This is a genomic window from Variovorax sp. Varisp41 (genome assembly GCF_047325085.1).
Taxonomy (GTDB): Bacteria; Pseudomonadota; Gammaproteobacteria; order Burkholderiales; family Burkholderiaceae_C; genus Variovorax.
The window spans coordinates 6,325,541-6,343,129 of record NZ_CP168540.1 but is presented as its reverse complement, the minus strand read 5'-3'; the positions used below and the strand labels follow the sequence as shown (position 1 = coordinate 6,343,129).

The following is a 17,589-nucleotide window of genomic DNA, read 5'->3' as shown; positions in this document are numbered from 1 at the left end:
GATCGCGCCTCCATGAACATCGTCGTCAACGAAGAACTCAAAGCCTATATCGATCCCCTCACGCCCGAGGAGCACGAAGCCCTCGAACGCAGCATCCTGACCGAAGGCTGCCGCGATGCGCTGGTGCTGTGGGGCGACGTTCTCGTCGATGGCCACAACCGCTATGCGATCTGCCAGAAGCATGGCCTGCCGTTCCAGACCGTGCAGAACACGCGCTTCCAGTCGATCGAGGACGTGCACCTGTGGATGATCGACCAGCACCTGGGCCGGCGCAGCATCTCGGACTTCGTGCGCGGCGTGCTCGCGCTGCGCAAGAAGGACATCGTGACGGAGCGCCGCGCGCGCTCGGCGAACGTGTCGTCTTCGACCACCGACGCCGAAGCGCCCGCGAGCTCGGCCGCGAGCGCCGACGATGCGAGCGTGCCGCCGCCTCCACCGCTCAACAGCCGCGAAGCCATCGCCAAGGCCGCGCGCATCAGCAGCACCCAGGTGCAGATGATCGAGAAGATCCAGAAGCAGGCCGCGCCCGAGGTGGTGGCCGCGGTGAAGTCCGGCACCATCTCGATCAACGCGGCTGCTGCCGTCGCGAGCCTGCCCGCCGAGGAGCAGGTGGCCGCCGCGAACGCGGGCAAGGACGAACTGAAGCTCGCGGCCAAGCGAGCGCGCGAAGCGAAGCGCAAGCCGCGCGAGGACGATGCCGAAACCTCGTCCGACACCGAATCGCCGCCGTTCGATGTGGCCGATTCCGAGCAGGTTCAGGCGCTGAAGCAGCGCGTGGCGGCGCTCGAATCCGAGAACAAGGCACTGCGCGAGCAGATCGCCACGCTGCAGCTGCAACTGGCGGCCGCCTGAGCGCGCGGCCGCGGGCACCGCGTCAGAGCGCGATCTCCGTCACCTTCGCGCCCTGCACCGAGACACCGGCCTCGAGCCCCAAGTTCGTCAGCACGAAGCCCACCACGGGCTGGCGGACCGTGTTGGTGTCGATGCTGCCGTTGGCACCGATCGTCGCGACGGCCACCGTGGCATCGGCACCGGCCGTCCATCCCTTGCTGCTGCGGAACTTGTCGAGCGCGGCCTGCGTGGTGAACAGGTAGATCACGGCCTTCGACTGCGCGCCCGCCTGGAAGCCGATCGAGCCCGAGGTGGTGCTGTAGTAGGACTGCGTGCGGCCGTTCACGCGCAAGGCGCCGCGGCCGTATTCGGCGCCCACGCCCATGCTCGCGCCGACCACGGCCGGGAACACCAGCACGCCGCTCGATTTGGCGACGAGTTCGCGCGAACCGCGCACCGAGTCGTAGAGCTTGGACAGCGAGGCATCGACCTGTGCGTCGATCGATGCGCGCGAGGACGCGCTGCTGGCCTGGTTCTCGGGACGCGTGGTCGTGCAACCGACGAAGGCAATGCTGCTCGCGGCCACTGCACAGGCGACGGCCACCGTACGAAGCGAAGAGATGGGCATGGCGAACTCCTTTGCTGAAACATGACGCAAACCGTGCCCGCGACGATGCGGGCCTGGCCATGCTACGGCGCGCATATCGCTCCATGGCGCGTTGTGGAAGACCGCCTACGCCAACTCAAGCCGATGCAGAAGGCACGTTCGAGCGGGCCAGCGCCACCGCGTCGGCGCCCGCGGGGAAGCGCAGTTGCCCCGTCTCGTCGTTCGCGGCGCGCCACACGGTCTCGGCCACGTCGGATGCCGTGGTCACTTCCGAGATGCCCGCGAAGGACGCGAAGACCTGCTGCGCATAGGCCCCATAGGCCGGCGGGATCAAGCCCTCCATGCGCGACTGGCCGTTGCTCGTGAAGTTCGTGCTCGGCGCATAGCCTGGCTGCACCAGCTTCACGCGCACGCCGAAGGCCGCGAGTTCGTGCGCCAGCGAGCCCGTGAAGCCTTCGATGGCCGTCTTGCTGGCCGTGTAGACCGCGACCAGCGGCATCGGTGCCAGCGTGGCGCTCGAAGTCACGTTCACCACCACGCCGGCGCGGCGCGCGCGGAACTGCGGCAACACCGCCTGCGTCATCGCCATCACGCCGAAGGTGTTGGTCTCGAAGACTTCGCGCATGGTGCTCATCGGCGTCGCCTCGAAGGCACCGAGCAGTCCGATGCCCGCGTTGTTGACGAGCACGTCGATGGGTCCGCTCGCCTCGAGCGCGGCGGCGATGCTGTGCGGATTCGTGACGTCGAGGGCCACGATGCGCAGCCGCTCGTCGCGCGGCAGCAGGTCTTCGCGCGGCGTGCGCATGGTGGCGATCACGCGCCAGCCCTGCGACAGGAAATGGCGCGCGGTCTCGAGGCCGTAGCCGGACGAGCAGCCGGTGATGAGGACGGTTTTCATGGGTGTTTGCTGAGTGGTTGAGATGGAAGCGAACGATATCCAGAGAAAACCGGACCATCTACAATGAAAAGTCCACGATTCTTTTGCGAACGTCCAGCCATGAACGATCCGCTCTCAGAGGTCATCGCGCTGCTCAATCCGCGCGCCGTGTTCTCGAAGGGCATCAGCGGCGCTGGTCGCTGGGCCGTCCGCTATTCCGATTTCGGCCAGCCCAGCTTCTGCGCGGTGATCAGCGGAAGTTGCCGCCTCGCGGTCGAGGGCGAGGAAGCCATCGCCCTCGAAGCGGGCGACTTCGTACTCATGCCGGCGACGCCGGGCTTCACGCTGTCGAGCTTCGAGCCGGCCGCACCCGTTCACATCGATCCGAAGCTCGCGCCCGCACCCGAAGGCGAGATTCGCCACGGCACGCGCGATGGCCCACCGGACGTGCGCCTGCTCGGCGGCTATTTCGTATTCGATTCGCCCGATGCGGCCTTGCTGGTCTCGCTGCTGCCGACGCTGGTGCACGTGCGCGGCGTCGACCGGCTGTCGGTGCTGGTGCGTCTGGTCGGCGAGGAGTCGAGCGAGGAGCGCTCCGGGCGCGAGCTCGTGCTCACGCGCCTCGTCGAGGTGCTGCTGGTGGAAGCGCTGCGTTCGTCTTCCGGCGAGGATGCGCCACCCGGCCTGCTGCGCGGACTGGCCGACGCGAGGCTCGCATTGGCGCTGCGCCAACTGCACGCGGATCCCGCGCGACCATGGACCATGGCGCAACTCGCGCAGCAGGCCGCGCTGTCGCGCTCGGCCTTCTTCGATCGCTTCACGCGCGCCGTCGGACTGCCACCGATGGAATATCTGCTGGCCTGGCGCATGGCGCTCGCGAAAAACCTGCTCGAGCATCACGATCTCTCGATCGCCGAGGTTGCCCAACGCGTGGGCTACGGTTCGGCGAGCACCTTCAGCACGGCCTTCAGCCGGCATGTGGGACTGCCACCTGGGCGCTACGCACGGCGTGCGTAATCTCCTCGCGCGGGGCCGCATGCGCGTGCCTGCTACAATGCGCCTTCGCTCGGACCACCTGAGCGTTGCCTGGCCAGGCAAGCTGAATCTCACACCAGCGCGTCGAAGTCACTACGACGAGAAAAACAACAATGACTTCCGCAAAGGAATCTTTGCCGTAGCGTGGACCGCGTAAGAGTTCACGACCATATTTCCAAAGCCCGCCTCGTGCGGGCTTTGTTCGTTTTGGGCCACCGTTCGCGCACGATGACCGGCCCAACAAGGAATCGAAACCCGAAAAGACAAACGGGCTACGCGATCGCTCGCGTAGCCCGTTGCTTTGTGTGGCGGAGTGGACGGGACTCGAACCCGCGACCCCCGGCGTGACAGGCCGGTATTCTAACCAACTGAACTACCACTCCTGGTAGACAACGTTCACTCCTTGCGGAGCCGAGTGTTGACGACTCGTGCCTGCTTCACTTGCATGAAACTGGCGACCCTACGGGGATTCGAACCCCGGTAGCCACCGTGAAAGGGTGGTGTCCTAGGCCTCTAGACGATAGGGTCAAAACCTTAGGAACCGTGCTGCGATCAGCACTTCTTCTCTTCTCGACACTTTTGATGGTGGAGGTAAACGGGATCGAACCGATGACCTCTTGCATGCCATGCAAGCGCTCTCCCAGCTGAGCTATACCCCCTCTTTGACATTCCGGTGCTTCTTTTCAGAATCACCTTGTGTCGGTGTCGAGCCTCAAATTATAGACCGATTTTTAGGCCACTTTCAAACGCTCGATGATTTTTTCTTTAGAAAAAATCGCGAGGACCGCATCGAGCGATGGCGTCTGTGGCGTCCCCATCACGAGAACACGCACCGGCATCGCCAGAGCAGGCATCTTGAGCGAATGCGCAGCCAAGGTTTCCTTGATGGCCGCGGCGATCGTCGCCTTGTCCCACGTCGGAAGGGTGGAGAGTTTATCCGCAAGTGTGGCCACCGCAGGCTTCACCGCATCGGTGATGTGTTGCGCACGATCCGCTTCGCTCGCGTGGACGTCTGCATAGAAGGCCGCGGCCCAGTCGGCCAGTGCGACGGTGGTCTCGCAGCGGTCCTTGAACAGCGCGCAGATGGCGACGAGCCGATCGTCGGCCTCGATGCCGCGCTTCTTCAGTTGCGCGGCCACCAGCGGCGCGAGCGCGTCGTCGCTCTTGGCCTTGATGTACTGCGCGTTGACCCATGCGAGCTTGGCCGCGTCCCATTGCGCCGGGCTCTTCGACAGGTGCGAGCCGTCGAACCAGCTGACCATCTGCTCGCGCGTGAACAGCTCGTCGTCGCCGTGGCTCCAGCCGAGACGCGCGAGGTAGTTGAGCATCGCCTCGGGCAGGTAGCCGTTGTCTTCGTAAGCGGTCACGCTCACGGCGCCGCGGCGCTTCGAGAGCTTCTGGCCGTCGTCGCCGAGGATCACGGGCACGTGGCCGAACTGCGGCAGCGGTGCGCCGAGCGCGTGGAAGATGTTGATCTGCCACGGCGTGTTGTTGATGTGCTCGTCGCCGCGGAACACGTGCGTGATGTTCATGTCCCAGTCGTCGACCACCACGGCGAAGTTGTAGGTGGGCACACCGTCGGGCCGCAGGATGATGAGGTCGTCGATCTCGCGGTTGTTGATGGTGATCTCGCCCTTGACGAGGTCGTTCCAGGTCACGTCGCCTTCGGGCGGATTGCAGAAGCGCACCACCGGCGGCACGCCTTCGGGAATGGGCGGCAGCACCTTGCCGGGCTCGGGCCGCCAGCGGCGGTCGTACAGGGTCTTCTCGCCGCGCGCCTTCTGCGCCTCGCGCATCTCGTCGAGTTCGGCGGGCGTGGCGTAGCAGTGGTAGGCCGTGCCGGCTTCGAGCATCTGCGCGATCACGGCCTGGTAGCGCTCGAGACGCTGCATCTGGTAGATCGGGCCCTCGTCGTAGTCGAGGCCGAGCCAGTGCATCGACGCGAGGATCTGGTCGGTCGAATCCTGCGTGGAGCGCGCGACGTCGGTGTCCTCGATGCGCAGCACGAACTCGCCGCCATGGTGGCGCGCATAGGCCCACGAATAGAGCGCGGTGCGCGCGGTGCCCAGGTGCAGGAAGCCGGTGGGAGACGGAGCGATGCGGGTGCGGACTTTGCCGGTCATGGAGGCGGGATTCAGAAATTCAGGGTGGAAAGGCCGCGCGACAGGTCGGCCTTGATGTCGTCGACGTGCTCGAGGCCGACCGCGAGGCGGATCAGGCCCTGGCCGATGCCGGCCGCCTGGCGCTGCGCTTCGGACAGGCGACCGTGCGAGGTGGTGGCCGGGTGCGAGATGATGGTCTTCACGTCGCCGAGGTTGGTGGCGATGCTCACGACCTCGGTGCTGTTGATGACGTGGAAGGCGTTGGCGCGCGCGGTCTCGGGATCGCCGCCCTTCACGATGAAGGACACGACCGCCCCGCCCTGCCCCGCCTGCTGGCGCATCGCCAGCTCATGCTGCGGATGCGAGGCGAGCCCCGGGTAGTACACGCGCTCGATGCCCGGCTGGGCCTCGAGCCATTGCGCGACGGCCAGCGCGTTCGCGCAGTGCGCCTGCATGCGCACGTTGAGCGTCTCGAGCCCCTTGAGCACGACCCAGGCATTGAACGGCGACAGCACCATGCCCGCGGTGCGAACCACCGGGCCGAACACGTCGACGATCAGCTTCGAGGGACCGCAGATCGCGCCCGCCATCACGCGGCCCTGGCCATCGAGATGCTTGGTGCCCGAATGGATGATCAGGTCGGCGCCGAGCTCGGCGGGCCGCTGCAGCGCGGGCGAGCAGAAGCAGTTGTCGACCGCGAGCAGCGCGCCCGCCTCGTGCGCCACGTCGGCCAGCGCACGGATGTCGCAGACCTCGGTCAGCGGATTGGTCGGCGTCTCGGCGAACAGCAGCCGGGTGGTGGGACGCACCGCGGCGCGCCACTCGGCCACGTCGGTCTGCGAGACGAAGGTGGTCTCGACGCCGAACTTGCCGAACTCGCGCCCGATCAGGTTGATGGTCGAGCCGAACATCGAGCGCGAGCACACGACGTGGTCGCCGGCCTTGAGCAGGCCCATGCACATCATGAGGATCGCGCCCATGCCGCTGGACGCGGCGATCGCGGCCTCGGTGCCTTCCATCGCGGCGAGCCGGCGCTCGAAGCTGCTGACGGTGGGGTTCGAGGTGCGCGCGTAGGTGAAGCCTTCCTCGGTGCCGGCGAAGCGGCGGGCCGAGGTCTCGGCGTCGGGCTGCACGAAGCCGCTGGTGAGGTAGAGCGCTTCGGAGTGCTCGCCATGCACGCTGCGTTCGAGCGCGGTGCGCAGGGCCAGCGTATCGCGGTGCAGGCCGGGAGGCAGGGGTCGATCGGTCACGGAAACTTTCGGGCGCGAGGCCAACGAGGAATGTCGGAAGAAGATCAGCTCAGGTTGGGCAGCGCGAGGCGCGAGGAATCCTCTTCGGTCTCCTCGATGCGCGGGCGGTTGCCGTTCATGCGCGAGATGGCTTCGGTGTCGATGTCGCCGGTGACGTAGACGCCGTCGAAGCACGAGGCATCGAAGCCGTCGAGCTTGCCGTTGAGCGAGCCGATGGCGCGCTTCATCGCATCGACGTCCTGGTAGATCAGCGCGTCGCAGCCGATCAGCTCGCGGATCTCTTCCACGGTGCGGTCGTGCGCCACCAGCTCGTCCTTGGTCGGCATGTCGATGCCATAGACGTTGGGATAGCGCACCGGCGGCGCGGCGCTCGCGAGGTAGACCTTGCGCGCGCCGGCATCGCGCGCCATCTGCACGATCTCGCGGCTGGTGGTGCCGCGCACGATCGAGTCGTCGACCAGCAGCACGTTGCGGCCCTTGAACTCGCTCGCGATCACGTTGAGCTTCTGGCGCACCGACTTCTTGCGCACGCCCTGCCCCGGCATGATGAAGGTACGGCCCACGTAGCGGTTCTTGACGAAGCCCTCGCGGTACGGAATGCCCAGCAGGTGCGCGAGCTGCGTGGCGCTCGGGCGGCTCGATTCGGGGATCGGGATGATCACGTCGATCTGGTTCGGCGGCACGGTCGAGACCACGCGCTTGGCCAGCGTCTCGCCGAGGTTCAGGCGCGCCTGGTAGACCGAGATGCCGTCGAGCACCGAGTCGGGACGCGCCAGGTACACGAACTCGAAGATGCAGGGATTGAGCGTGGGCGCCTCGGCGCACTGCATCGAATGGAGCTGGCCCTGCATGTCGACGAACACCGCCTCGCCCGGCAGCACGTTGCGCTCGAAGGTGTGGCCCGAGCCCTCGAGCGCCACCGATTCGCTGGCCACCATCACGGTGCCGTCGGCACTGCGGCCGATGCACAGCGGGCGGATGCCGTAGGGATCGCGGAAGGCCAGCAGGCCGTGGCCCGCGATCAGCGACACCACGGCGTACGAGCCGCGCAGGCGCTTGTGCATGCTGCGCACCGCGGCGAACACCTCGGCCGGATTCAGCGGCACGCCGTGCGATGCCTGCTCGAGCTCGTTGGCGAGCACGTTGAGCAGCACCTCGGAATCGCTCTCGGTGTTGGTGTGGCGGTGGTCGGTCGAGAACAGCTCGGCGCGCAGTGCGTGGGCGTTGGTCAGGTTGCCGTTGTGCACCAGCACGATGCCGAAGGGCGCGTTGACGTAGAAGGGCTGCGCCTCTTCCTCGCTGTAGGCGTTGCCCGCGGTCGGATAGCGCACCTGGCCCAGGCCGACGCTGCCGGGCAGCGCGCGCATGTTGCGGGTGCGGAACACGTCGCGCACCATGCCCTTGGCCTTGTGCATGAAGAACTTGCGTTCCTGCAGCGTGACGATGCCGGCCGCATCCTGGCCGCGGTGCTGCAGCAGCAGCAGCGCGTCATAGAGCAGCTGGTTGACGGGTGCGTTGCTGACAACGCCGACGATTCCACACATGAAGCGATCCTCTCAGGGCAGGTAGCTTGCCAATTTTTCGGGCAATGCAGGCTTCAGGCTCTGCAATGCCGCGTCGAGAACAACGGCGCTGCGCGATTCGTGCCACCAGGCACTGTCGCTCAACGCCAGCAAATGAACAACCACTGCCAGCACCAGCAGCGCTACCGCGCCCCGGGCCGCGCCGAAGGCACCGCCCAGGATCCGGTCGACCGGACGCAATCCCACGGCGGCGATCAGCTTGCGCGTCAGCGAGGCCACCAGGCCCACGCCGAACGCGACCGCCACGAACAGCAGCACGAAGGCCAGCGGATAGCGCCAGGACGCCTGCGGATCGCCGGCCGGCAACCAGGCCGCCACATCGGACGCGAACCACTGCGCCACCACGAAAGCCACTACCCAGCCGACCAGCGAAATCACTTCGAACACCAGCCCGCGCACGAGGCCGAACAGCATCGACACCACGATGAGCGCGACGGCGATCCAGTCGAGCAAGGCCACGGCGGCTACGGGCGGTGGCGAATTACAAGGTGAGGATCGCGGCCGACAAAGACAAGGCCTTCACCCGCTCGGCGGCCTTGTCGGCCTCGGCGCGCGAGCCGAAGGGACCGACCCGCACGCGCGTGCGTTCGCCGTCGGCCGTCTTCGCCACGTTCACATAGGTCTTGAGGCCGGCCTTCTCGAGCTTCTGCCGCACCTCGCGGGCCTTGTCGGCATCGGCGAAGGCACCGACCTGCACCACGAAGCGGCCGTTGTCGTCCGACGCGGCGGCGGGCTTGGGCGTGGCGGGCGCGGCGGCGACGGGCCTGCCTTCGAGCAGCGCGCGGGCACGGGCGCCGTCGTCGACCGCGGCGGGCTTGGGCGCGGGCTTCGGTTCCGGCTTGGCCTCGGGCTTGGGTTCGGGCTTCGGCTTGGCCTCGGGTTTGGGTTCGGGCTTGGGCTCCGGTTTCGGCTCGGGCTTGGGTTCGGCCGGCTTGGCGGGCGCGGGGGCGGGCGCCCGCGCGGCAATTACCGGCTTGCCCGAGGCATCGATCTCGGTGCCGTCGGCGGTCTCGGTGATGATGCCGCCGCTCGACGCGGCCGGGGGACGCGACGGCGTCGCGGCGGCCACGCGGGTGTCGCCGTTGTCGCTGCCGCTGGTGGCAGCGGGCGCGGGCGCCTGGGGCACCGGCAGCGGCTTGACCTTGTTGCGGTCGGGAATCTCGATCGGGATGTCGACCGACACCGGGCGCGGCTGGGTGTCGAACAGCAGCGGGAAACCGATCACGCCCAGCAGCACCAGCACCGCGGCGCCCAGCAGGCGGTGGCGGGCGCGACGGCGCATGGATTCGACACTTTCCGCCGGCACCGCAGCCGGTGCGCTGCGTCCTTCGTTGCCTTGTGGGCCGCGCGCGCGGAACTTGAAAAACGCCATGAAGTTCGGTCCCTGAAGGAGTGCTGCGAGTGATGCGGGAAGCTGCGGAATCCGGCGAGATCGACCTGCGAATCGGCCGCCGGGCGACAAGGTTTAGGACAGGTGTTTGGCTTGCAGCCGGGGGGTGCCATGCTCGAGCACGCCGCCCACGGTGAAGAACGATCCGAAGACCACGATTCTATCAGCGGGGTCCGCGCGCTCGATGGCCGCCTGGAGCGCCTGCATGGGGCCGGCGAAGACCTCGCCGGCGGCGTCCTTGCGCGTGTTCTGCGCCTGCCATGCGGCCAGCAGGTCGGCCGCCTTGGCGGCGCGCGCGGTCGGCAGGTCGGTGAAGTACCAGCGATCGATCAGCGGCCCGATGCGCGCGAGGATCGGCGCCAGGTCCTTGTCCGCCATCACGCCGAACACGGCATGGGTGGTCGGGTAGAAGCCCATCGCGTCGAGGTTCTCGGTCAGCGCGGCCACGGCGTGCGCGTTGTGCGCCACGTCGAACACCAGCACCGGCTGGCCCGGCACGATCTGGAAGCGCCCCGGCAGCTCGACCATCGCGAGGCCGCTGCGGATCGCCTGTGCCGTCACCGGCAGCTGCTGGCGCAGTGATTCGAGCGCCGCCAGCACGCCGGCCGCGTTGACCAGCTGGTTGGCGCCGCGCAGCGCCGGATAGGCCAGCCCGCTGTAGCGCCGGCCGCGGCCGCTCCAGCCCCACTGCTGCTTGTCGCCCGAGACGTTGAAGTCGCGCCCGAAGCGCCAGAGGTCGGCGCCGATGGCCTCGGCATGGTCGACCACGCTCTGCGGCGGCATCGGGTCGCTCACGATGGCCGGCTTGCCGGCGCGCAGGATGCCCGCTTTCTCGAAGCCGATGCTCTCGCGGTCGGGGCCGAGGAATTCCATGTGGTCGAGGTCGATGCTGGTGATCACCGAGCAGTCGGCATCGATGATGTTGACGGCGTCGAGCCGCCCGCCCAGGCCCACCTCGAGGATCGCCACGTCGGGCTTCTCCTCGATCATGCAGCGCAGGATGCCGAGCGTCGTGAACTCGAAATAGGTCAGCGGCAGGTCACCCCGGGCCTTTTCCACGGCTTCGAAGTTTGCTACCAATTTGGAAGCATCGACCGATTGGCCCGACAGGCGCAGCCGCTCCTCGAAGTGCACCAGGTGGGGCGAGGTGAAGACCGCCGTGCGATAGCCGGCGTGCATCAGGATCGACTCCAGCATGGCGCAGGTCGAGCCCTTGCCGTTGGTGCCGGCCACCGTGATCACGGGGCAGCCGAAGCGCAGCGCCATGCGCTGGGCCATCTCGCGCGCGCGCTCGAGTCCGAGCTCGATGTTCTTGGGATGCAGGCGCTCGGCGCGCTCGAGCCAGTCGTTCAGGGTTTCCATGGAGGCCGGGATTGTCGCCCACCCGCCGCTCGCGCATCATCGGCGCCATGACAACCCCTTCGACCACTCTGTACGGCATTCCGAACTGCGACACCGTCAAGCGCGCCCGCGCCTGGCTAGCCGACCACGACATCGCCTACGCCTTCCACGATTTCAAGAAACAGGGCGTGCCCGAGGCCGAACTCGACCGCTGGCTGGCCGCGCTGGGCTGGGAGACGCTGGTCAACCGCCGCGGCACCACCTGGCGCAAGCTCGACGACGCCACGCGCGAATCGGTGGTCGACGCCGCCTCGGCGCGCGCCGTGCTGCTCGCCAATCCCAGCCTGATCAAGCGGCCGGTGGTGGACTGGCGCCAAAAAGCGCGCCAGGCCGACATCACGGCGGGTTTCGACGCCGAACAATGGGCCAAGTCGCTGTAAGCGCCTGTGAAAAACCGTGCTGTGAACGCCGTGTAAATGCCGGAACCCGCCTGGCGGGCCGGCGTCGAACCCGGACCGGGCGCGGCCGGGCAACCCTCGCAGCGCACCGCGTCCGATCCGCAGGAGTCTCCAACATGAATACCCAGACCATCCGTACCGTCCTCGGCCTCTCGCTGGCCGGCGTCCTCGCCGCCAGCGCGGGCCTGGTCCACGCCCAGTCGGGCCAGACCGTGCAGGCGCGCGTGCTCTCGGCCACGCCGGTGCGCGACGGCGCCGGCACCAGCTACAACGTCACCTACGAGTACAACGGCCGCCGCTACACCACGCGCACCGACTACCAGCCGGGCGCCACCATCCCCGTCGAGGCCAACGCCTATGGCGTGACCACCGCGCCGGTGACGCCGCAGAACCGGCTCACGCCCTACCCGGTCGAAAGCGACAACCGCGGCTATGCCCAGCAGCAGGGCCAGCAATACAGCACGGGCTCGCCCTGGGACGACGTCGTGCCTGAGCCGGGCGTGGTGGTATCGGGCACGCAGCCGGCCCCGGTCTATGCCCAGCCCGCCTACCCGGCCGCGGTCTATCCGGCGCCGGTCTACGTGCAGCCGGCCTATGCCTATCCGCAGCCCTACGTCTACCCGCCGGTCGGCATCTCGCTGAACCTCGGCTACTCGCGCGGCTGGGGCGGCGGCTACCGGGGCTACGGCGGTTACCGCGGCGGCTACGGCGGCTGGCGCGGTGGCGGCTACCACGGCTGGCACCACTGAGCCGGCCGGCCGGCCAGGCGCCGTCGGCCAAGCCCCTAAAATCGAGGACTTCTCCAACCCCTGAGGGGTGCGCCGCCCGCGCGGTGCCGTCCTCGACCAGCCGAACGCCCCCGGCGCCGGCGCCATTCCATGACGATTACCGACACCCTGAACAGCGCCGCTGTGGCCACCAAGGCCAATGTCTACTTCGACGGCAAGTGCGTGAGCCACAGCCTCACGCTGGCCGACGGCACGAAGAAATCGGTCGGCGTGATCCTGCCGTCCACCCTGACCTTCAACACCGGCGCCCCCGAGATCATGGAAGGCACCGCCGGCAGCTGCGAATACCAGCTCGCGGGCAGCACCGAGTGGATCGCCTCCGGCCCCGGCCAGAAGTTCGACGTTCCGGGCAACTCCAGCTTCCAGATCCGCGTGAGCGGCGAGCCCTACAGCTACATCTGCCACTTCGGCTGAACCGCACGGAGCCACCCAGCATGTCGACCATCCTCCAAAACGTCCCCGCCGGCCAGAAGGTCGGCATCGCCTTCTCGGGCGGCCTCGATACCAGCGCGGCGCTGCACTGGATGCGCAACAAGGGCGCGATCCCCTACGCCTACACCGCCAACCTCGGCCAGCCCGACGAGCCCGACTACGACGAGATCCCGCGCAAGGCGATGCTCTACGGCGCCGAGAACGCACGCCTGATCGACTGCCGCGCGCAGCTCGCCAACGAAGGCCTGGCCGCGCTGCAGGCCGGCGCCTTCCACGTCACGACGGCCGGCGTCACCTACTTCAACACCACGCCGCTGGGCCGCGCGGTCACCGGCACGATGCTGGTGTCGGCCATGAAGGAAGACGACGTCCACATCTGGGGCGACGGCAGCACCTACAAGGGCAACGACATCGAGCGCTTCTACCGCTACGGCCTGCTGACCAACCCGGGCCTGAAGATCTACAAGCCCTGGCTCGACCAGGTCTTCATCGACGAGCTCGGCGGCCGCGCCGAAATGTCGGCCTTCATGCAGCAGGCCGGCTTCGCCTACAAGATGTCGGCCGAGAAGGCCTACTCGACCGACTCCAACATGCTCGGCGCCACGCATGAAGCCAAGGACCTCGAGCACCTCAACAGCGGCATCCAGATCGTGCAGCCGATCATGGGCGTGGCCTTCTGGAAGGACGAGGTCGAAGTCAAGCGCGAAACCGTCTCGGTGCGCTTCGAGGAAGGCGTGCCGGTCGCACTCAACGGCGTGAGCTACCCCAACCTGGTCGAGCTGATCCTCGAAGCCAACCGCATCGGCGGACGCCACGGCCTGGGCATGAGCGACCAGATCGAGAACCGCATCATCGAGGCCAAGAGCCGCGGCATCTACGAGGCCCCCGGCCTCGCGCTGCTGTTCATCGCCTACGAGCGCCTGGTGACCGGCATCCACAACGAGGACACCATCGAGCAGTACCGCGACCACGGCCGCCGCCTGGGCCGCCTGCTCTACCAGGGCCGCTGGTTCGACCCGCAGGCCATCATGCTGCGCGAAACCGCCCAGCGCTGGGTGGCGCGCGCGATCACCGGCGAGGTCACGGTCGAGCTGCGCCGCGGCAACGACTACTCGATCCTCAACACCGAGTCGCCGAACCTCACCTACAAGCCCGAACGCCTGAGCATGGAGAAGGTCGAGGGCGCGTTCACGCCGCTGGACCGCATCGGCCAGCTGACCATGCGCAACCTCGACATCGTCGACACGCGCGAGAAGCTCGGCATCTACACCAAGACCGGCCTGCTGGCCTCGAGCCAGGGCGCGGCGCTGCCGAAGCTCGCGAACGACGACAGCGGCAAGTAAGCCCATCCGCCCATCCGGCTTCGAATGAAAAAAGCAGGCCTCGCGCCTGCTTTTTTTTGGGGTGCGACCGGCGCGAGGCGCTCAGTCCCCACCGCCTCCGCCACCGCAGCCACCACCGCAGCCGCCGCCATCCGCACCGCCGCCGGAAGAATCACCACCGCCGCCATCGCCGCCGCTCGATTCGCTGCCGCCGAAGCCGCCCGCGTCACCGCCGCAGCCGCCGCTCGAGGAACCGCCTTCGCCGAAGCTCGTGCCGCAGTGGGCATCGGAGCCGGCCTGCCGGTCGATGTCGCGGCAGTCGGGCACGTAGTTGAAGCCGCCCTCGATGCCGAACTTGGCGTCGAGCGCGAACAGCAAGGGCAGCCGCGCCGGCTTGCGCGGATCGATGCTCTCCTCCTTGCAGGCCCAGTACCAGCTGCGGCGCAGGCCGTCGTTGCGCTTGGGATCGCGCCCCAGCACCTCGGCCGGCGTGTGGTGCAAGAGGCCGCCGAAGGCCGCCTGGCACCAGTGCTGGTAGCCCTGGGTATGGAGGATGAACTCGTGCCAGGCGGTGTCGGCCACCTTCGAGGGCATGCCGACGAACTTGCGCCCGCTGCGCAGGTGCGCCATGAAGAACTGCCGCAGGCCGCGCAGCACCAGCTCGGCATCGCGCCGGCTCAGCTGCGGATGGGCCGCGATCAGCTTGTGGACCAGGAAGGGCGGCAGCCGCGCCTCGCGAACGAACTGGCGGCGCAGGCTGGTTTCGAACCAGCCCATCACCACCACCAGCAGGCCCGCGCCAATCAGCCCGAGCACCATGCTCCACCAGCGCCCGCTCGAGAACGCCAGCGCGGCAATTGCCGCCAGGATCACCAGCCGCCGCAGCCACACCAGCGCGAAGATGCGCCGGCGGTAGTTCAGGGGCAGGAAGTCGAGGTCCATGTCCCCGGGTGTTCAGACCACCACCGGCTCGGGCTCGAGCCGGATGCCGAAGCGCTCGTACACGCTGGTCTGGATCGCCTTGGCCAGCGTCATCACCTCGCCGCCGGTCACCGGGTTCTCGCTGCCGCCGCGGTTGACCAGCACCAGCGCCTGCTTCTCGTAGACGCCGGCATTGCCCACCGACTTGCCCTTCCAGCCGCAGGCGTCGATCAGCCAGCCGGCCGCGAGCTTGATGCTGCCGTCGTCCATCGGGTAATGCACGATCTTCGGCTCGCGCGCGATGATGTCGGCGCACTGCTCGGGCGTGACGGTCGGGTTCTTGAAGAAGCTGCCCGCGTTGCCCAGCACCCGCCAATCGGGCAGCTTGGCGCGGCGGATGGCGCAGATCCAGTCGAAGATGTCGTTCGCATCGGGCGTGAAGTTGCCGGTCTCCTCCATCCTGCGTTCCAGGTCGAGGTAGCCCGCCACCGCCTTCCAGGGCTTGGGCAGCCGGAAGCGCACGCGCGTGATGAGCGCGCGGCCCGCCAGGCCGAAGTCGTTGGCGCCGCCGGCGCCGCGCACGTGCTTGAACACCGAGTCGCGATAGCCGAAGGCGCACTGGGCCGCGTCGAGCGTGAAGCTGCGGCCGGTTTCCAGGTCGAAGGCATCGAGCGAATCGAAGCGGTCCTGCAGCTCGACGCCGTAGGCGCCGATGTTCTGCACCGGCGAGCCGCCCACCGTGCCCGGGATCATCGCGAGGTTCTCGAGCCCCGGGTAGCCCTGCGCCAGCGTCCACTGCACGGTGTCGTGCCAGACCTCGCCGGCGCCGGCCTCCACGATCCAGGCGCGCGGGGTCTCCTCGACCAGCCGGCGGCCCCGGATCTCCACCTTCAGGACCAGCGGCTTCACGTCGCCGGTCAACACGATATTGCTGCCGCCGCCCAGCACGAAACGCGGCGCGTCGCGCCATTCGGTGTCGGCATGCAGCGCGGCCAGGTCGGCCTCGCTCGCGATGCGCACCAGGTGCTGCGCGCGCGCGACGATGCCGAAGCTGTTGTACGGCTGCAGCGGGACGTTGTGCTCCACGATCATGGGAGAATTGTCGCATCCAGCTACCGTGACACCTGAGGAGAGCCCATGCCGTCTTTCGACACCGTCTGCGAACCCAATCTGCCCGAGGTCAAGAACGCCGTCGAGAACACCGCCAAGGAAATCGCCACCCGTTTCGACTTCAAGGGCACCGCGGCCGCGGTCGAGCTCAAGGACAAGGAAATCACCATGACCGGCGATGCCGAGTTCCAGCTCGTGCAGGTCGAGGACATCCTGCGCAGCAAGCTCACCAAGCGCAGCGTCGACGTGCGTTTCCTCGACAAGGGCGACGTGCAGAAGATCGGCGGCGACAAGGTCAAGCAGGTCATCAAGATCAAGAACGGCATCGAGGGCGACATCGCCAAGAAGATCCAGCGCCTGATCAAGGACAGCAAGCTCAAGGTGCAGGCCGCGATCCAGGGCGACGCGGTGCGCGTCACCGGTGCCAAGCGCGACGACCTGCAGGCCGCCATGGCGCTGATCAAGAAGGACGTGCCCGATACCCCACTGTCCTTCAACAACTTCCGCGACTGAGCCCCGGCCCATGAAGGCATTCGCCGTCGCCGCGTTCGTCCTGGCCGCGGTGGCGGCGCCGTCGGCCCAGGCGGCCGACTCGGTCATGCTGACCGGCACCATCGGCAGCCGCGCGATCCTGATCGTCAACGGCAGCGCGCCCAAGACGGTGGCGGTGGGCGAGAGCTTCCAGGGCGTGAAGCTGGTTTCGCTGCAGTCCGAGCAGGCGGTGGTCGAGTCCGAGGGCAAGCGCGTCACGCTGCGCATGGACACGCCCGTGAGCATCGGCGGTGGCGGCCCCTCGGGCGGCAGCGGCAACCGCATCGTGCTGCCGGCCGACAGCCGCGGCCATTTCATGACCCAGGGCCTGATCAACGATCGCCCGGTCACCTTCATGCTCGACACCGGCGCGACCACGGTCGCCATGTCGGTGGCCGACGCGCAGCGCATCGGCCTCGACTACAGCAAGGGCCGGCCGGTGCAGGTCAACACCGCCAACGGCGTGGCACCCGGCTACCTGCTGCGGCTGCGCTCGGTGCGCGTGGGCGACGTCGAGGTCTACGACCTCGAGGCCATCGTCTCGCCGCAGTCCATGCCCTTCGTGCTGCTGGGCAACAGCTTCATCAACCGCTTCTCGATGCGGCGCGACGCCGACCAGATGGTGCTCGAGAAGCGCTACTGAAGCGAAGCGCGAATCAGGCCTGCGCGGCCGTCACCACGATCTCGATCTTGTAGCCGGTGTTGGCCATCTTGGCCTGCACCGTCGCGCGCGGCGGCGTGTTGCCGGCCGGGATCCAGGCGTCCCAGACCTCGTTCATCGCCGTGATGTCCGCGATGTCGGCCAGGAAGATCTGGGTCATGAGGATGCGCGACTTGTCGCTGCCGGCCTCGGCCAGCAGGCGGTCGACCATGGCCAGCACCTGCTGGGTCTGGCCGCGGATGTCCTGCGTGGTGTCGTCGGGCACCTGGCCCGCGAGGTAGATGGTGCCGTTGTGCACCGCGGTCTCGGAAAGACGCGGTCCGACGTGGAAGCGGGTGATGGTGCCCATG

At 67.8% G+C, this 17,589-nt stretch carries 19 protein-coding genes and 3 tRNA genes; 8 read left to right on the top strand and 14 right to left on the bottom strand.

All coding sequences use genetic code 11. The features are described 5' to 3' along the window. The first annotated feature begins 12 nt into the window (after nucleotides 1-12). Nucleotides 13-852, top strand: a complete 840-nt coding sequence (locus ACEN9J_RS29510; RefSeq protein WP_413762770.1) for a plasmid replication/partition related protein — start codon at nucleotides 13-15, stop codon at nucleotides 850-852. Nucleotides 853-874: 22 nt separating this feature from the next. Here the strand turns inward: ACEN9J_RS29510 and ACEN9J_RS29505 are convergent, their stop codons facing one another. Further along, a complete protein-coding gene (locus ACEN9J_RS29505) occupies nucleotides 875-1,459 on the bottom strand; it encodes a YSC84-related protein (protein ID WP_413762769.1) in 585 nt (194 codons plus the stop codon). 115 nt (nucleotides 1,460-1,574) lie between these two features. Next, complete coding sequence (locus ACEN9J_RS29500; RefSeq protein ID WP_413762768.1) at nucleotides 1,575-2,336, bottom strand: SDR family oxidoreductase; 762 nt, start codon at nucleotides 2,334-2,336, stop codon at nucleotides 1,575-1,577. A 99-nt stretch (nucleotides 2,337-2,435) separates the two neighbouring features. On the opposite strand from ACEN9J_RS29500, the gene ACEN9J_RS29495 reads away from it, so the two are divergent. After that, nucleotides 2,436-3,332 carry an AraC family transcriptional regulator gene (locus ACEN9J_RS29495; RefSeq protein WP_413762767.1) on the top strand — a complete coding sequence of 299 codons (897 nt, stop codon included), beginning with the start codon at nucleotides 2,436-2,438 and terminating at the stop codon, nucleotides 3,330-3,332. 324 nt (nucleotides 3,333-3,656) lie between these two features. Here the strand turns inward: ACEN9J_RS29495 and ACEN9J_RS29490 are convergent. The 9 genes from ACEN9J_RS29490 to folC form a co-directional block, all read right to left on the bottom strand. Beyond that, nucleotides 3,657-3,733: transfer RNA gene (locus ACEN9J_RS29490), tRNA-Asp, on the bottom strand. Between the two features lie 69 nt (nucleotides 3,734-3,802). Further along, nucleotides 3,803-3,878 (bottom strand) — tRNA-Glu (locus ACEN9J_RS29485). 55 nt (nucleotides 3,879-3,933) lie between these two features. Next, nucleotides 3,934-4,009, bottom strand: a tRNA-Ala gene (locus ACEN9J_RS29480). Nucleotides 4,010-4,081: 72 nt separating this feature from the next. Beyond that, the gene (gltX, locus tag ACEN9J_RS29475; RefSeq protein ID WP_057596102.1) at nucleotides 4,082-5,473 is read right to left on the bottom strand and encodes a glutamate--tRNA ligase; all 1,392 of its coding nucleotides are present in this window, start codon (nucleotides 5,471-5,473) and stop codon (nucleotides 4,082-4,084) included. An 11-nt stretch (nucleotides 5,474-5,484) separates the two neighbouring features. Beyond that, nucleotides 5,485-6,702: an O-succinylhomoserine sulfhydrylase gene (locus tag ACEN9J_RS29470; protein WP_082321975.1), complete on the bottom strand. Its 1,218-nt coding sequence runs from the start codon at nucleotides 6,700-6,702 to the stop codon at nucleotides 5,485-5,487. Nucleotides 6,703-6,746: 44 nt separating this feature from the next. Continuing rightward, nucleotides 6,747-8,246, bottom strand: a complete 1,500-nt coding sequence (gene purF / locus ACEN9J_RS29465) for an amidophosphoribosyltransferase (RefSeq protein WP_057596104.1) — start codon at nucleotides 8,244-8,246, stop codon at nucleotides 6,747-6,749. A 12-nt stretch (nucleotides 8,247-8,258) separates the two neighbouring features. After that, entirely contained in the window at nucleotides 8,259-8,744 is a 486-nt protein-coding gene (locus ACEN9J_RS29460) for a CvpA family protein (protein WP_057596105.1), read from the bottom strand. Nucleotides 8,745-8,766: 22 nt separating this feature from the next. Continuing rightward, the gene (locus ACEN9J_RS29455) at nucleotides 8,767-9,657 is read right to left on the bottom strand and encodes an SPOR domain-containing protein (RefSeq protein ID WP_413762766.1); all 891 of its coding nucleotides are present in this window, start codon (nucleotides 9,655-9,657) and stop codon (nucleotides 8,767-8,769) included. Nucleotides 9,658-9,750: 93 nt separating this feature from the next. Then, complete coding sequence (folC, locus tag ACEN9J_RS29450) at nucleotides 9,751-11,049, bottom strand: bifunctional tetrahydrofolate synthase/dihydrofolate synthase (RefSeq protein WP_413764636.1); 1,299 nt, start codon at nucleotides 11,047-11,049, stop codon at nucleotides 9,751-9,753. A gap of 35 nt (nucleotides 11,050-11,084) precedes the next feature. On the opposite strand from folC, the gene ACEN9J_RS29445 reads away from it, so the two are divergent. The 4 genes from ACEN9J_RS29445 (at nucleotide 11,085) to argG (ending at nucleotide 14,037) form a co-directional block, all read left to right on the top strand. Next, nucleotides 11,085-11,456: an ArsC family reductase gene (locus tag ACEN9J_RS29445; protein ID WP_172705823.1), complete on the top strand. Its 372-nt coding sequence runs from the start codon at nucleotides 11,085-11,087 to the stop codon at nucleotides 11,454-11,456. Between the two features lie 134 nt (nucleotides 11,457-11,590). Beyond that, nucleotides 11,591-12,223 carry a hypothetical protein gene (locus ACEN9J_RS29440; RefSeq protein ID WP_057594886.1) on the top strand — a complete coding sequence of 211 codons (633 nt, stop codon included), beginning with the start codon at nucleotides 11,591-11,593 and terminating at the stop codon, nucleotides 12,221-12,223. Between the two features lie 129 nt (nucleotides 12,224-12,352). After that, nucleotides 12,353-12,676, top strand: coding sequence for a pyrimidine/purine nucleoside phosphorylase (locus tag ACEN9J_RS29435; protein ID WP_057594888.1), 324 nt, complete (start codon nucleotides 12,353-12,355; stop codon nucleotides 12,674-12,676). 20 nt (nucleotides 12,677-12,696) lie between these two features. After that, the gene (gene argG, locus ACEN9J_RS29430; RefSeq protein WP_057594890.1) at nucleotides 12,697-14,037 is read left to right on the top strand and encodes an argininosuccinate synthase; all 1,341 of its coding nucleotides are present in this window, start codon (nucleotides 12,697-12,699) and stop codon (nucleotides 14,035-14,037) included. An 81-nt stretch (nucleotides 14,038-14,118) separates the two neighbouring features. Here the strand turns inward: argG and ACEN9J_RS29425 are convergent, their stop codons facing one another. Beyond that, complete coding sequence (locus ACEN9J_RS29425) at nucleotides 14,119-14,958, bottom strand: glycine-rich domain-containing protein (protein ID WP_261216666.1); 840 nt, start codon at nucleotides 14,956-14,958, stop codon at nucleotides 14,119-14,121. A 12-nt stretch (nucleotides 14,959-14,970) separates the two neighbouring features. Then, complete coding sequence (murB, locus tag ACEN9J_RS29420; protein ID WP_413762765.1) at nucleotides 14,971-16,029, bottom strand: UDP-N-acetylmuramate dehydrogenase; 1,059 nt, start codon at nucleotides 16,027-16,029, stop codon at nucleotides 14,971-14,973. Nucleotides 16,030-16,074: 45 nt separating this feature from the next. Between murB and ACEN9J_RS29415 the strand changes: the two genes are divergently transcribed. After that, nucleotides 16,075-16,560 (top strand): YajQ family cyclic di-GMP-binding protein, encoded by a 486-nt coding sequence (locus tag ACEN9J_RS29415; protein WP_057594893.1) that lies wholly within the window; start codon nucleotides 16,075-16,077, stop codon nucleotides 16,558-16,560. Nucleotides 16,561-16,570: 10 nt separating this feature from the next. Then, nucleotides 16,571-17,221, top strand: coding sequence for a TIGR02281 family clan AA aspartic protease (locus tag ACEN9J_RS29410; RefSeq protein ID WP_057594895.1), 651 nt, complete (start codon nucleotides 16,571-16,573; stop codon nucleotides 17,219-17,221). Nucleotides 17,222-17,234: 13 nt separating this feature from the next. On the opposite strand, the gene ACEN9J_RS29405 is transcribed toward ACEN9J_RS29410, so the two are convergent. Continuing rightward, nucleotides 17,235-17,588, bottom strand: coding sequence for a RidA family protein (locus ACEN9J_RS29405; protein WP_057594897.1), 354 nt, complete (start codon nucleotides 17,586-17,588; stop codon nucleotides 17,235-17,237). Between the last annotated feature and the right edge of the window lies 1 nt (nucleotide 17,589).

What these genes read in the sequence shown, in the direction of transcription:
- ACEN9J_RS29510 (WP_413762770.1), top strand. Translation starts at nt 13, where the DNA reads ATGAACATCGTCGTCAACGAAGAACTCAAAGCCTATATCGATCCCCTC.
- ACEN9J_RS29505 (WP_413762769.1), bottom strand. Translation starts at nt 1,459, where the DNA reads ATGCCCATCTCTTCGCTTCGTACGGTGGCCGTCGCCTGTGCAGTGGCC.
- ACEN9J_RS29500 (WP_413762768.1), bottom strand. Translation starts at nt 2,336, where the DNA reads ATGAAAACCGTCCTCATCACCGGCTGCTCGTCCGGCTACGGCCTCGAG.
- ACEN9J_RS29495 (WP_413762767.1), top strand. Translation starts at nt 2,436, where the DNA reads ATGAACGATCCGCTCTCAGAGGTCATCGCGCTGCTCAATCCGCGCGCC.
- gltX (WP_057596102.1), bottom strand. Translation starts at nt 5,473, where the DNA reads ATGACCGGCAAAGTCCGCACCCGCATCGCTCCGTCTCCCACCGGCTTC.
- purF (WP_057596104.1), bottom strand. Translation starts at nt 8,246, where the DNA reads ATGTGTGGAATCGTCGGCGTTGTCAGCAACGCACCCGTCAACCAGCTG.
- ACEN9J_RS29455 (WP_413762766.1), bottom strand. Translation starts at nt 9,657, where the DNA reads ATGGCGTTTTTCAAGTTCCGCGCGCGCGGCCCACAAGGCAACGAAGGA.
- ACEN9J_RS29445 (WP_172705823.1), top strand. Translation starts at nt 11,085, where the DNA reads ATGACAACCCCTTCGACCACTCTGTACGGCATTCCGAACTGCGACACC.
- ACEN9J_RS29440 (WP_057594886.1), top strand. Translation starts at nt 11,591, where the DNA reads ATGAATACCCAGACCATCCGTACCGTCCTCGGCCTCTCGCTGGCCGGC.
- ACEN9J_RS29435 (WP_057594888.1), top strand. Translation starts at nt 12,353, where the DNA reads ATGACGATTACCGACACCCTGAACAGCGCCGCTGTGGCCACCAAGGCC.
- argG (WP_057594890.1), top strand. Translation starts at nt 12,697, where the DNA reads ATGTCGACCATCCTCCAAAACGTCCCCGCCGGCCAGAAGGTCGGCATC.
- ACEN9J_RS29425 (WP_261216666.1), bottom strand. Translation starts at nt 14,958, where the DNA reads ATGGACCTCGACTTCCTGCCCCTGAACTACCGCCGGCGCATCTTCGCG.
- murB (WP_413762765.1), bottom strand. Translation starts at nt 16,029, where the DNA reads ATGATCGTGGAGCACAACGTCCCGCTGCAGCCGTACAACAGCTTCGGC.
- ACEN9J_RS29415 (WP_057594893.1), top strand. Translation starts at nt 16,075, where the DNA reads ATGCCGTCTTTCGACACCGTCTGCGAACCCAATCTGCCCGAGGTCAAG.
- ACEN9J_RS29410 (WP_057594895.1), top strand. Translation starts at nt 16,571, where the DNA reads ATGAAGGCATTCGCCGTCGCCGCGTTCGTCCTGGCCGCGGTGGCGGCG.
- ACEN9J_RS29405 (WP_057594897.1), bottom strand. Translation starts at nt 17,588, where the DNA reads ATGGGCACCATCACCCGCTTCCACGTCGGACCGCGTCTTTCCGAGACC.